This is a genomic window from Furfurilactobacillus rossiae DSM 15814 (genome assembly GCF_000428925.1).
GTDB lineage: Bacteria > Bacillota > Bacilli > Lactobacillales > Lactobacillaceae > Furfurilactobacillus > Furfurilactobacillus rossiae.
In genome coordinates this window covers 1-13,551 of the sequence record NZ_AUAW01000021.1, presented here as the reverse complement: position 1 = coordinate 13,551, position 13,551 = coordinate 1, and the positions used below count along the sequence as shown (strand labels likewise).

At 43.4% G+C, this 13,551-nt stretch carries 16 protein-coding genes; 5 read left to right on the top strand and 11 right to left on the bottom strand.

Features of this window, described 5'->3' with window-relative positions; genetic code table 11:
- The first annotated feature begins 51 nt into the window (after positions 1-51).
- Genes G400_RS0111115 through G400_RS0111105 form a run of 3 tightly spaced genes read left to right on the top strand, consistent with a single transcriptional unit; the run spans position 52 to position 2,258 of the window.
- A complete protein-coding gene (locus tag G400_RS0111115) occupies positions 52-483 on the top strand; it encodes an Rrf2 family transcriptional regulator (RefSeq protein WP_017260403.1) in 432 nt (143 codons plus the stop codon).
- Positions 484-515: 32 nt separating this feature from the next.
- On the top strand, positions 516-1,379 hold the full coding sequence (locus G400_RS0111110; RefSeq protein ID WP_017260404.1) for an NmrA family NAD(P)-binding protein: 864 nt from the start codon (positions 516-518) through the stop codon (positions 1,377-1,379).
- Between the two features lie 27 nt (positions 1,380-1,406).
- The gene (locus G400_RS0111105) at positions 1,407-2,258 is read left to right on the top strand and encodes an SDR family oxidoreductase (protein WP_017260405.1); all 852 of its coding nucleotides are present in this window, start codon (positions 1,407-1,409) and stop codon (positions 2,256-2,258) included.
- A gap of 113 nt (positions 2,259-2,371) precedes the next feature.
- On the opposite strand, the gene G400_RS0111100 is transcribed toward G400_RS0111105, so the two are convergent.
- The 4 genes from G400_RS0111100 to G400_RS0111085 form a co-directional block, all read right to left on the bottom strand.
- A complete protein-coding gene (locus tag G400_RS0111100) occupies positions 2,372-2,956 on the bottom strand; it encodes a hypothetical protein (RefSeq protein ID WP_017260406.1) in 585 nt (194 codons plus the stop codon).
- Positions 2,957-3,356: 400 nt separating this feature from the next.
- Entirely contained in the window at positions 3,357-3,890 is a 534-nt protein-coding gene (locus G400_RS0111095) for a GNAT family N-acetyltransferase (protein ID WP_017260407.1), read from the bottom strand.
- A 23-nt stretch (positions 3,891-3,913) separates the two neighbouring features.
- A complete protein-coding gene (gene arsC, locus G400_RS0111090) occupies positions 3,914-4,318 on the bottom strand; it encodes an arsenate reductase (thioredoxin) (protein ID WP_017260408.1) in 405 nt (134 codons plus the stop codon).
- Between the two features lie 200 nt (positions 4,319-4,518).
- Positions 4,519-5,709 carry an iron-containing alcohol dehydrogenase gene (locus G400_RS0111085; RefSeq protein WP_017260409.1) on the bottom strand — a complete coding sequence of 397 codons (1,191 nt, stop codon included), beginning with the start codon at positions 5,707-5,709 and terminating at the stop codon, positions 4,519-4,521.
- A gap of 112 nt (positions 5,710-5,821) precedes the next feature.
- On the opposite strand from G400_RS0111085, the gene G400_RS0111080 reads away from it, so the two are divergent.
- Positions 5,822-6,709 (top strand): AraC family transcriptional regulator, encoded by an 888-nt coding sequence (locus G400_RS0111080; RefSeq protein ID WP_017260410.1) that lies wholly within the window; start codon positions 5,822-5,824, stop codon positions 6,707-6,709.
- Positions 6,710-7,221: 512 nt separating this feature from the next.
- Here the strand turns inward: G400_RS0111080 and G400_RS0111070 are convergent.
- The 7 genes from G400_RS0111070 to G400_RS0111040 form a co-directional block, all read right to left on the bottom strand.
- Positions 7,222-8,943, bottom strand: coding sequence for an SWIM zinc finger family protein (locus tag G400_RS0111070; protein ID WP_017260412.1), 1,722 nt, complete (start codon positions 8,941-8,943; stop codon positions 7,222-7,224).
- 158 nt (positions 8,944-9,101) lie between these two features.
- Positions 9,102-9,395, bottom strand: a complete 294-nt coding sequence (locus G400_RS0111065) for a HigA family addiction module antitoxin (RefSeq protein ID WP_017260413.1) — start codon at positions 9,393-9,395, stop codon at positions 9,102-9,104.
- 13 nt (positions 9,396-9,408) lie between these two features.
- Entirely contained in the window at positions 9,409-9,696 is a 288-nt protein-coding gene (locus G400_RS0111060) for a type II toxin-antitoxin system RelE/ParE family toxin (protein WP_017260414.1), read from the bottom strand.
- Positions 9,697-9,911: 215 nt separating this feature from the next.
- Positions 9,912-10,658, bottom strand: coding sequence for an SDR family oxidoreductase (locus G400_RS0111055; RefSeq protein ID WP_017260415.1), 747 nt, complete (start codon positions 10,656-10,658; stop codon positions 9,912-9,914).
- A 106-nt stretch (positions 10,659-10,764) separates the two neighbouring features.
- The gene (locus G400_RS0111050) at positions 10,765-11,301 is read right to left on the bottom strand and encodes a DapH/DapD/GlmU-related protein (RefSeq protein ID WP_017260416.1); all 537 of its coding nucleotides are present in this window, start codon (positions 11,299-11,301) and stop codon (positions 10,765-10,767) included.
- A gap of 12 nt (positions 11,302-11,313) precedes the next feature.
- On the bottom strand, positions 11,314-11,958 hold the full coding sequence (locus G400_RS0111045; RefSeq protein WP_017260417.1) for an SDR family oxidoreductase: 645 nt from the start codon (positions 11,956-11,958) through the stop codon (positions 11,314-11,316).
- 4 nt (positions 11,959-11,962) lie between these two features.
- Positions 11,963-12,379, bottom strand: a complete 417-nt coding sequence (locus G400_RS0111040; RefSeq protein ID WP_017260418.1) for a DUF2255 family protein — start codon at positions 12,377-12,379, stop codon at positions 11,963-11,965.
- Between the two features lie 142 nt (positions 12,380-12,521).
- Between G400_RS0111040 and G400_RS0111035 the strand changes: the two genes are divergently transcribed.
- On the top strand, positions 12,522-13,394 hold the full coding sequence (locus G400_RS0111035) for a LysR family transcriptional regulator (protein WP_017260419.1): 873 nt from the start codon (positions 12,522-12,524) through the stop codon (positions 13,392-13,394).
- Positions 13,395-13,551: the final 157 nt, after the last annotated feature.

The window sequence follows — 13,551 nt, the reverse complement described above, 5'->3', positions numbered from 1 at the left end:
CAATGAACCTGTTGTTTATAAAGTAACAGTTTAGAATCGTAGGTGCCTTTTATGAAATACTCATACCGTCTAAGCGATGGTGTTCACATCCTAGCCTATATTAGTATCGCGCCAACAGCCAGTCTCAGCAGTACTAGTATTGCGGCCAGTATCGAGGCCAATCCTAGTGTCGTCCGCAAACTCATGGTTGAGCTCAAAAAGGCCGGCCTGTTAACGACGAAAAACGGTTCCGCAGAACCTCGTTTGGCACGATCAGCCGATGACATTACGCTACTTGATGTCTATCGTGCGGTTGAAGCGAGCCAAAGCATCCTGCACGTCGACCCACGCACTAATATGCAGTGTCCCGTCGGCGCTAACATTCAGGAAACATTAAATGGTGTCTACGATCGCGTACAACAAGCCGCCGAACAGGAAATGCAGGCCATTACATTAACCGAAATCATTGATGGCATTCAAGAACGTCGCCGTCAAAGTTTATAACCGTTGATCAATTCAAAAAGGAGTTAATCATTATGAAATACGCAGTTACAGCAGCTACTGGTCATTTGGGCCAAACTATTATTAAAACACTGACACAACTTGTTTCGCCTTCTGACATCATCGCAATTGCCAGAAACACAGATAAGGCGCATCAAGTACTGCCAGCTGGTGTCGAGATTCGTCAAGGTGACTATACCGACATCGACAGCCTTAAGACCGCCTTTACCGGTGTTGACCGTTTGCTATTCATCTCGTCGATTCCTGGCACAGCTGTTCCTCGCCAAACACAGCATGCCAATGTCGTTGAAGCCGCGAAAGCAGCCGACGTTCGCTACATTGCTTATACAAGCTTTGCTAAAGCCGATACCGCTAAATCACCATTATCTACAGACCACGTGGCCACCGAAAAAATGATTGTCGACAGTGGCATCGCCCACTCTTTCCTTCGCAACGCTTGGTATCTTGAAAACGAGGCTAACTACTTAACGGCCGGTGCTGCAGGTAAGGACATGTTATATGCCGCTGGTGACGGCCGGGTCAGTTATGCCTTGGAACGTGAATACGCCGAAGCTGGTGCTAAAGTTTTGGCCGCAACTTCAACAAAGGCCATTTACGAGTTTGGTGGCCAACCAACGTCATTCCAGGATTTAGCTCAGGCTATCCATCAAGTGACTGGTAAAGCATTCACGTTTACCAATGTCTCTACAGCTGATTACAAGCAATCGCTGATCGATAACGGCGTCAATGTCCAACTAGCCGATGTTTTGACCAGTATGCAAAACCTCATGGGCAGTGGTGAACTCGATGTTTCTTCGTCAGATTTGGCCGATGTTCTCGGTCACCCAGTGACACCACTAAACGAAGCCGTCAAAGAAGTACTGTCCAAACTACAGTAGTCACGTTAAAAAGGAGCGATTACTAAAATGAAATATGTTATCACCGGCGCCACAGGTCATCTGGGCACCCAGATCACCACTGAGCTGACGCGGTTAGTTAATCCCGATGATATCTCTCTCGGTGTTCACACACTTAGAAAAGCAATGATGTGGGCGACTTTGGGAATCGACATCAATCAAATCGATTATAACGACGAAACTAGTTTGACCAAACTACTGGATAATGCTGATGTATTTATTTATGTTCCCAGTAAAAGTCACGATAGCTTCAGCCGAGTAACTGAACTCGAACACGTTATCGCGGCGGCGCAACAGGCCCACGTCAAGCAACTGATTGCGATGGGATTTATTGCGGATCAAGCCAATAATCCGTTTGATCTGTCTGCCTTCTATGGGTACCTGCCAAGACGCTTGGCAGGATCAGGCCTGCACTACACCATTCTGCGCAACGCCTTGTACGCAGATCCACTGGTTCCATATTTGCCCGAACTGATTGAACGCCAACACGTCATTTACCCTGTCGGTGGTCAGTCATTGAGCTTTATCTCGCAAGCGGACAGTGCAAAAGCGTTTGCTAAAGTTGCCACGACACCAAGTTTACAAAACCACGTTTATACGCTGACACAAGCTCGGAATTATTCAATGCCAGAACTTGCCGCTGTCCTCAGTGACGTATCAGGACAAACTATTACCTACCAGCCTGTCTTTGCCACGGAATTTGAGAAAATGTACAATCAAGGAAACGAAGGCCACATGTTGTCGTCCATGTATGCCGGCGGGGCCATAGGTCTTCTCGACACGGTCAGTGATGATTATCAAACAATCATGGGTCATGAGGCGACACCGTTGAAGGAATTCCTCCAACAATCTTATCAGTGATCACAGCATCATTTATCTACAAAAAAGGCAGCGTGCAAAAATAATTGCACGCTGCTTTTCGTTAGTTTCACACATTTCGGTCAAACTCATTTTTATTGGTCGCTAACATTGGGTTACGCTAGTGCAGACGGCGCCGATAACTGTGGTCCGCGGTGTTCCCGAGCAGCCACCCAGTCGTCATCGTTCCACTCTTCTGTAGCCCGACGTGATTGACCGTAATCCCACATGGATTCGCGTTCAAATTCGATCACTTGGCCCGCGGGCCCCACAGAGACCCAGTTGTAGGAACCATTCATATGCGCAAACTTAACCCACAAGATTGGTGTGGCAACCTCATCACCATCGTCGTTGATAAACAGTCGCTCTTGTTCATCAATCCGCATTAGTGACAGTTCTTCTGCATACTCTGAATCCAACGAATCAAAGACATTAACTGCAATGTCGACGGCCTCAGTATCATCCGGTAATGCATCCGGGCTATCAACAGAAAAATTGTTGTAGCTGATCAAACGACCATCGTCACCGTAGACCACTGTAACGTGCGGATTGTTTTGAACGATCTTGTCAGATTGTTGATAACGAACCACTTCGACATCTTCCCCGTTACGAGAGCGAGTATCATGGGCGACTTCTTTAAAACCATCAGGAATTGTTAAATACTCATTATCTGTATCAAAATTCTCAACAAATTTACTCATATTTGATCCTCCCGCTGTCATTTATATGCACAGTTAATGTGGCAATTATTGGGTTCATTACGTCTTATTCATGGACGTAGTTGTATTCTAAATCGATCGTTTTATTTGCGCAAGCAACTATATCTTTATTCATCATTAAAAAGTGACTAACGTTTGGTTGTTAAGTGAACCAACTGCTACCCAATTCAATCATCTCAGTTTGAAATTTGCGATCAATTAAACCAATTGATTGCTGACATCAGCCAACTAAAGATATGTTAAATGGCTTTAAGGTGAGCGTTGACAAGAACATTTAGATGCTCAACGCATTCTTAGGCAAAGGCGCTCAAGAATAATAATCGACACAAACCCAAATGACGGTTAATTGCTTCTCGTAAAAGAGACAATTAACCGTCATTTTTTAATATTTTCTTGCCGCCCACATAGCTGGTGTCATTCGATACATCGGATGTTCAAGGCCTGTTGGTGCATAAAATTCTTTGCCATAGTACTCAAAGCCTAGTTTGGCGAGCAATTTTTGCGAGCCAATATTATTTGGATTATGACCCGTGACAATCTTTTTAGCATTCAGTTCATTAAAACCGTACGTTATCGCTGCCTGGCCCGCTTCCATTCCCACGCCTTGATGCCAAACTGATGGTCGTAAATGAATACCGAATTCAAAAATATTCGGCTCATCTGCTGGCCGCAGTCCACAAGCACCAATAAACGTTCCTTCAGCCTTCCAAAAAATTGGCCAGTATTGCGCTCCAACTTTGGCTTGTTGGGCCATTTCAGTGTTCAGACGCTCGGTTACCTCTTCATCTGAAAATGGTCCTTGATGAATGTATCGAACAACATTAATGTCACCCCAAAGTGTTTGTGCCAATTCCATATCCGTCGATTGCCAATGAGAAAAGCCCAGTCGTGATGTTGTTAAAAAGAAATTTCGCATAATTGTCACTACTCGCCTTTGCCTTATTTGATTTCTGTCAAAATTCGCCATTTGATTTGATCTCTGACAGAACGAAATACTGTCAGTTGCTCTTCTTCGGTGCCCTCCGCTTGCGCAGGATCTGGTAAGGGCCAGTGCAGCTTTTTCACTGATAGTGGCGTTATTGGGCAACGGTCACGAGCATCACCACACAACGTCACAACCAGATCGCAATGGTTCAAATAACCCACATCAATCAGTTTTGAATACTGGTGCGAAATATCAATCCCCACTTCGTTCATCACGACAACTGCCTTGGCGTTTAATCCGTGCGTCTCTACTCCAGCACTAGCAATGTGCCACTCTGGTCCCAATAAATGCCGGGCCAACCCCTCAGCCATCTGGCTACGACATGAATTACCCGTACATAAAAAATAAATTTGTTTCATAATCAGCTACCAAACCTTTATTTGCAAAAGAGATGGGTAAAATCACCATCCCACTTCTAGTCGACTGCTTGCTCTTGATTATACGTCTTTATGATAGAAATCACGTTTGCAAAACAAAAATGATTCCGGCCCAAAATATAGGACAGAACCACCTATGTTAACCTATATTTTCAAAGTAATATGGTGCCATTGATCTACGTTTAAGCTTCGCTGGCCTTTTTGTAGATTTGATACATGTCATTCTCATACAGTACCTTAGCCGAGCCTTTTTTACCCCCAGCAGCAACGGCACAGTTGTGAGCTAACGTATGACACTGATCATCGGTCAACGTAATGCCCAACTCGCTGATGGTCGCAGGCATCCCAATAGCATGGTAAAACTGCACCATTTTGGCAATTCCTGTTAATGCAATCATCTCACCACTACCCTTATCAGTCACGCCCATCACGTTCTGCGCAAAACTGATAAAACGAGGTAAATCATCTTGATACACATAACGGGCCCATGTCGGCCAAATTGCAGCTAAACCGGCACCGTGAGTGATATCAAACATGCCACTCAATTCATGTTCCAACATGTGGGTTGCAAAATCACCACCGTCATTGCCGCAACCGGTCAAATTATTGTGTGACAGTGAACCAGCCCACATCATTTCGGCACGTGCTTCATATAATTGTGGGTTGGCATGCAAGACCTGCGCGTTTGTCTTAACCGTTCGTAACAAGCCTTCCGCAATGGCATCGGTAATCGCCATGTTACCGCCATTAGTGAAGTACCGCTCCATTGTGTGCATCATGATATCCGTTGCCCCACACTCTGTTTGGTAATCTGAAACAGACAGCGTTAATTCAGGATCCATGATGGCAAACTTTGGTCGGGCTAAATCATCATCGTACGCACGCTTTTCCTTAGTTTTTTCATCGGTAATCACGGACCCCATACTGGTTTCGCTACCAGCTGCCGCAATTGTTAGGACAGAAGCCACTGGCAGGCAAGCTTTGGCAGTCCGTTGATGGGCAAATAATGTCCAAACATCTTCGTTAGGTTCAGCCAGACCATATGCAATCGCTTTGGCTGTATCGATTACGGAGCCACCACCGACAGCTAAAATAAAATCAGCACCCATCCGTTTGCCCAACGTGATGCCTTCATACACCTTGCTCAAACGTGGATTAGGCACCACACCTCCAAGCATTTTATAGGTCAGGCTGTCATCCGCCAGTGCCTTCGTAATGACATCCATCAGACCATTTTGACGCACCCGGTCGCTACCGTAGACAATCAAAATCTTGTGACCATGATACTTATTAATGTATTGGCCAACCTTACTGGGTGTGTCGCGACCAAACACAACTTCTGTTGGTGAATAAAAATCAAAATTATAAGCCATTGTTTTGCCTCTTTCTCGTAATATGTATCTTCATCATACAAAGAGAATCGGCTTTAAAATATTATCATTCTGTCTTAAAGTATAACTATTCGGACAAAATGGGGATAAAAACATGAAGCTAGGCTTTGAACAAGACGACAACGCCGTCGAACAAATTGATGGCATGACGTACACATTTCCTTACACGATGCACCGGCGAGACTTCAGTCAGTTCATTGCGCCTTGGCACTGGCACGAAGAGTTGGAGTTTGACTACGCCTACCAAGGGTCAATCATCGTGGAGACACTTAATCAGGTTTACACCATTCATCAAGGTGAGGCCTACTTTATCAATACCAACGTGATGAATACCAAACGAAAAGGACCGGGTCAAAAAAGTGCAATGGAACATGCGCACTTATTCCACCCGATCCTGTTAACTGGCCACTACCGGAGTGTGTTTGAAACCAAATATCTCGACCCGATTCTCAAGAATCTGAGCATTGAAGTTGTGATCATTCGGGAAAGCACCCCAAGCGGTCGGCAATTTTTCAAATTGCTTCAGCAACTCACCCAACTGGATGGAAAAGTCGACAATGAATTTCAGATCCGTAATCTGCTGAGTCAAGCGTGGCTTGCCCTGATGGACGAGATCAATACACAACAACAGCATGCGCTTACAACCACGCCTTACGCTCAAGAACGTATCAAACAAATGATTAGTTTCATCCATCGTCACTTTGATCAAAAAGTAACGGTCGCCGATATTGCTGCTCACGTTGGTGTGAGCGAAAAGGAATGCAGCCGTGCCTTTCATAAGTATTTTCATCAAAGTCCAATTGATTATTTGATTCAGTACCGCATCGACCAGGCGAAACAACGTTTGATAAAAACTGATGACCCTATCACTACCATTGCCTTATCGGTAGGTTTTAATAACAGTGCGTACTTTACGAAAATTTTTAAACAAAGGACCAACTTGACTCCCAAGGCATATCGAATGTCTCAGACAACCAAGTAATCAACTTTGACTACGGTATTTTTTAGTATCGGGTGTTATAATAACGACGTAAAAAGGATGCCACTGGAATGACATCCCCTGACCGATCCGCAAAAGCGGTGGTGCCTGAAGTCAAAGAGCAACTGTCAGCCTTCCAAAGCTATATAACGACGGTTGCTCTTTTTGCTCATCAACAGCAAATGTGTTGTGTCAATGAAACAAGTAGCTGTAGCCATGCGATAATTAACGTCACAAAACTGCAAGCCAAGAACAAGGTATCCTTTTGGGACACACAGATGTCTTCCTTCCCTTCGGTCCCGCAACAATGATGTCATTAAACACGTCATTGGCGTCACCTCCTTTGATGGTAGGCATCACCGTCTTCACTTCTCGGTAAGCAAAAGTATACCAAAATAAGCAGCATGAAACCCTCGATTTACGTTAGGGTTTCATGCTGCTTTCATTATGTTTCTATGGTAATTTGACAAGTTTATAAGTCCTTTAATATCAAGCCTTTTTAAAGACACAGTTACTCACAGTCGATCCAATTCTTCCATCATCGCCGGCCGACGCCCATAACGTTTGCGCCAGTCCGCAACTATCTCACTAGTAACCTGTTTACCGTCAGGATATTGACGCATGTGTCTCAGAATTTCTACTAGATTCCAATAGTTCCTTCTGGTATTGGTATGTGACGCCATTGTCTGAATAACGTCTACGTAATGCTGCAACATCCGGTCAGGATATTTTTGTTTTAATATCGGTTCATAGTCCCGAACCCTAAACAAATCGGTTTCTTTTGAGACAGTGTCCATCAACTGATCATAAAGTTCATCTTCCACGTAGAGCCTTCTGATATCGGTGCCCGCTGGCATTGCATCAAACAATTTTTGACGGGCTTTCGGCCATTCTGTTACTGAGTAAGCTTTCTCCAATTCCTGAAAATCTTCGAGGTTAGCTGGGTTATAGACAGTTTCTAACTGAGTCAGTTCATCTAGGTAATTCTCCGTTTGCCCCAATTTTAAATAAATTCGTTTTAACTGTTCGCCAAAATCACTGGCAGTCCCTGGGTAGGGCGTAGACCGCTGACCATCAATTAGAACCCGAATGGCTTCGTCATAGTTCTGCTGTTTAACGCAGATTGTTACATAAGTAATCCGCAACTTAGCGTAATACAGATTTTCCAAACAGAATTGTTTGATTGCTTCCTCAGGAGTTTTTAATTCCTGCATGACTTTTAGATGATAGCTTGCCCACTTTTCAGCCGTCCGATGATCCATCCAACTACCGGGATTCAGCTGCGATTGTTGCAGTTTGTCGGCGGTCCACGTCAGCTTCTTCTGAAGAAATTCCGACTCCTCAAAGTTATCGAAAAGAATATCTTCAACCACTTCTTCAAACGCACCAAACTTTTCTGTAGCATGCTTTTGACACCACTTAAAGATAGTTCGTTTAAGCGGCAGGTCTGCCTCAGCCAAGATTTGTTTCAAAAGATCATCAGTTTCGTCTGCTAACATGACTATCTCACCGTTAGAGTCATCAATATCAACTTCGGCGAGTTCTTCAACAAGATAGCTAGTTAACTTGAAAGCTAAAGTACCCTGACCTTCCTCAATCAGTGGTTTTAAATACTTATCAATGAAATCGCTTAACTGTTTTTCAAATAAATCGGCAGTATCGTAGTCAATGAACCCTGAAGCGTCCATACACATTGAGAAAATATCGTCAATCATGCCCCGATAGCTGTTATTCCGTCGCTTAATAACCGTTTTATTGGTTCTCATTTGGAATTCAACGGCCAATTCAGGATTACGAGTGAGGGCGTATTTCAAGAATTCTCGAATCTGAGCATTGGAGGCCATGTCGATGGCTTCACGAGTTGTTGGAATCGATGACGCAAAATCATCTTTGTCATCGTCCGTTTCTTCTGCTTTCATATCATCTTCGTCGTAATCATCCCAGTCATACTCGTCATCATCGTCAAATGTAGCCGGATCGATTTTGTTCTCATAGTAGTCGAGTACTGCCACCATGTGTTTGCATTTGTGTCCACCCGCTGCATACGGACAATCACATTCTGCTTTTTCGAGGCGGTTACCGTTCAATTTGACCGTAACTTGATAAGCCTCAGTACCAAACACTGTAGCAGCCAACGTTCCGTCATCCTGTTGGGTAAAGTCGCGCACTAGGCCTCGCTGAAAATAATCATAGCCGCGGTCTAATGTTTGCTCTGAAAAATTGCCTTCCCAATCCATTTTGTAGAGTCCCTTCATTGATGTGTTTAATCGAACATTATCTATCGTTGTTCCAAGTATAAAGAATAACCGAATTCAGTCATACACAGAGCAACGAAATTAATAGACACATACAAAAAGGCCCCAAATATTTGAGACCTTTTGTATGCGTCTATATATTAGCTGAATTTATATTGCTGAATTTTGTTATATTCGTCCTCGTTATTTTCTACCGTATTACGCAGATCTATATCATTTTGCATATTTAAAAAGTACTGGTCTGATACTCCAAAAAAACGTCCCAGCCTGATTGACGTGTCAACTGTGATTTCTCTACGATCATGCAAGATATCTTGTATTCTTGACGTTGGCACATTAAGTTCCTTGGCCAGCGCATATGCAGAAAGGTTTACTGGCGCCATAAACTCTTCTTTCAATATCTCGCTAATTTTGGGAGTTGGAATTCTACTCATTTTTTTACTCCTCTCAACGGTGGTAATCAACGATTTCCACATCATTAAAATCATTTTGATTCTCAACCGAAAAGCAAATTCGATACTGTTTATTGACTTTAATACTATACTGTCCTTCACGATTACCAACTAATTCTTCTAAGTGATTTGCAGGTGGAATCCTAAGATCATTAACACTAGTAGCGTTATCTAACATGACTAATTTCCGTAATGCAATTTTTTGAATAGACTGCGGTAACTTTTTGGAGAACTCCTGATTAAAAACTTTTTGAGTCTCTTTATTGGCAAAGGATCTTATCATAGGATTTTCCTAGCATCTTTTCAGCTGAACTATACACGCTTTTCGTGTACACGTCAACAATATTCAGCTTACGCTACAAATAGAAAAGCAAAAAGTCCCACAATGTCAAAGAAATAACATCTTGGGACCAAATTATGGGCAATTAAACTTTGAAGACACTAAAGCAGGACACACTGTTCGGGTTTTATTATACACATATCTCTTTGTTCGGACGCCTAAACTTCCTGACGTGCCGGTCGAACAATAACTTCACTGACCGCAACATGCTTGGGCTGATCGATAGCAAACAACACTGCATTTGCAATATCAGCAGGTGCCAATGTCAATCCTTCCTCTTGTGGTGCGTCAAACATTGGCTGTAGCGCTGCCTCCACGTTAGCGTTACCGATTGTCTTAGACAATTCTGTCCGCACTGCGCCTGGGGACACGATTGTGGAACGAATACCATTGTTCTTTTCTTCCTGACGCAAACCTTCCATAATGGCCCGCACCGCGTATTTAGTACCGTTATAAACAGCAGATGCTGGATAGACAACATGACCAGCGACCGAATCTGTCGTGATAATTAATCCATCTTGCTGCTTTTGCATAATTGGTAAAACTTCACCAATGCCATTCAGTACGCCCATGATATTAACGTTGATTTCTGCCTGCCAACGGTCATAATCGCGATCACTCAGGTTACCCTGCGGCATAATCCCGGCATTATTGTAAAGTGCGTCAATACGACCAAATTTATCCACAGCCAGTTTGAACAACGCAGCTACCTCTTGCCGATTAGTAACATCTGTTACCTGATAAACTGCATTCTCGCCAATGCTATCAGCGAGTTGTGCCAAACGTTCTTCACGACGCGCACCTAAAACAACCTTCGCACCTTTGCTAGCCAATAGCTTAGCGGTGGCTTCGCCAATACCACTGGATGCACCTGTAATGACAACAACTTTATTTTCAATACTCATAATATTCCTCCATTAATTGTTACTACTTTTATTTCGTTGCCCGGTATCTTCGCTATCAAATAGCGGGTAATACCATGTGTTTGATTATCTTGCTATTTTATTAATGCTACTCAACGGTTTTTATCACTTTGGCAGGCACGCCCGCAACGATCGTATTATCCGGCACATTATGTGTCACAACTGCCCCCGCAGCAACAATCGCATTTTTACCTACTGAAACACCTGGTAAAATAACCGCCTTTGCGCCGATCCATGCATTTTGATGGACATAAACCGGAGATAATTCCAGACCATGTCGATTATTAGGATCTTGAGGGTGATTAACACTGATTAAACTGGCACCCGGACCAATAAGGACATCATCTTCAATGACAATCCCTCCTAAATCGGTAAACATAACCCCGCTATTAACAAAAATATTTTTGCCGAAGATGATTCGTCGTCCATAGTCCGTATAAAATGGCAAACGCACTTCAACAGACTGATCGACTGGTTGGCCGATGATCTTGTTCAACAATCTTCGGGTCTGATCGGGATCGTTGACTCGATTGTTCAGCTGTTGCAGTGTCATCTGATTCTCTGCATTAACCTTATCAATCTGTTTGTACTCTTCATCACTCACTGAAAGCTTTTTAACTGCCATTTTGCCCCTCTTTCATTCGATCCAACGTGGTTTATCACCATCGGTACTCGGTTTATTTACACCGACACTAGCTCGCTGATCCATGTCAGGGTTGTTGATCAACTTAAAAGCGAGATCTGCGACACTCTTTCGGGATACTTCCGTACCTTTAAAATTCTCGCCACGCTGGGTGGTTTCATAATCAATTTCATCTTCATCAGTCAGCCAAGCTGGTCTAATCTCGGTATAGTTGACGCCAGAATCCTGAATCAACTTATCTGATTCTCTAAATCCGGGTAGATAAGCAGCGATGGCCTGTTCATTCCAACTTCCAAAATTGCCCTTAACTTCATAATTAGCACCCAATGCACTAATAAAAATCAACCGCTGTTTGTTCTCAGCAGCCATCGCTTTTAAAATGCTTTGCGTCTGTGCTGCTAGGTCGGCGCCACCAACGTTTGAGTAGACGATATCAGCTTTCTGCATTGCTTGCCGTAACCGGTCTTGATCAAGTACATCGCCATCAATTACAGTCACACGGCCATTATCTTGATATTGTGCCAAACGCGAAGCATGGCGTAAAAATAGGATCAGTTCGTCGTCGGTCTCATTTAGTAACCGCTGAATTAGAATCTGTGCTGTCCCACCGTTTGCGCCTAAAATTAAAATTGTCTTCATTTTATTATTCCTTTCTTCTGTCCTTGTCTCTTGGCAGTACACATAAGGTCGATTGTTGTGCTGCCACGTTAACCATCCCCGCTAAATAGGGACTATTCGTATATTTCGCTTGATAAGCCAGGTTAACCGTCTGGATAATGTTTGGGTCCATAACCGGCTTAAACAAAATGTGGTAATTGCGGCCTGCTAAATGCATTCGCCCGGCCCCTTGTTCCACTGCCGAACGATACCAACTTGAATGTGTCCCGTGCCAGGCACGTACATATAACGCACGATTGGCGGTAACTGACCATATCCACAGTGGTGTGCCATAAGTTTTACCATCACTATAAAATGGTGAGATTTGCATATCGTTTGCGCTGGCAAAAGCAGTTAATTGCTGAGTCGTCCAGTGCAGATTTTCATTCACAAGGGTTGTCATTTCTAACTCCTTTTTTCAAACGTAAAGTCATTTATATTCTTGCCATCTGGCAATAAAGTTATCCTAAGGCTTGACTAGATGTATGTCTAATGCCTAATATAAATCTATACATATGCCTTTTAGCTATACAGGAGGTTTGAAAATGGAATTAAGGGTTCTCCGGTACTTTCAGGCAGTTGTGCGCGAACAAAATATCAGTCGGGCAGCAGAAATGCTACATGTATCCCAACCAACTGTTTCGCGGCAACTGAAAGATTTGGAAGATGAATTAGGATTGACACTGTTTGTGCGCGGTACAAGATCCATTCAATTAACCAACAGCGGTGAATACTTTGCCAGCCAAGTGGACCAAATTCTATCTTTAACGGACAAGACACTACAAAATTTGCACGAAGAGCAACAAATTAATGGACGAGTTGTTATCGGCAGCGCAGAAGCACGCACGTTTCTTAATGTTGCGCAGTCAATCAGCACACTGCAACAGCATTACCCACATATTCAAACCAGCATCATTAGTACTAATGCAGATGAAATCCGTACTTCTATCAAGTCAGGTTATTTTGATTTTGGTGTCATCATGGAACCAGCAGACAAAACCGATTATGATTTTATTCATCTCCCAGGTGAGAGTCGCTGGGGTATTTTAATGCCTGGTGACGCACCTTTAGCCAAGAAAGACCACCTGCAACTTAGGGACTTGGCCCAGATGAAGTTGATTTTGTCCAGCCAACAAGGGATGACCGGCCTGCTAGATGATTGGTTGGGCAAAAGCACAGCTAAAATAAATGTCGTGGCGACGTATAATTTACTCTACAACGCTGCCTTAATGGTATCCGCAGGCGTTGGTTATGCTTTATGTTTAGACGGTATTATTAATACTAATCAATCGGACCTCAAGTTCGTCCCGTTTGAACCACGGCTTACCTCAGGTGCCAGCATTGTCTGGCGTAAAGGTCAGCGACTCTCACTGGCGGCGAACGCTTTCTTGTTACAGCTTCAGCATGATCTTAACTAACTACAATAGATACAAAAAGGATGAATCGCTGGATTCATCCTTTTTGTATCTATTTTTTTATAAGGCAAATTACAAGTTTAATCCGAACAAGCCCGGAAACTTTCAATGGCAGTCTGTTGATGATGGATTTTTAATGGTCGTTGATTAATAAGCTCAA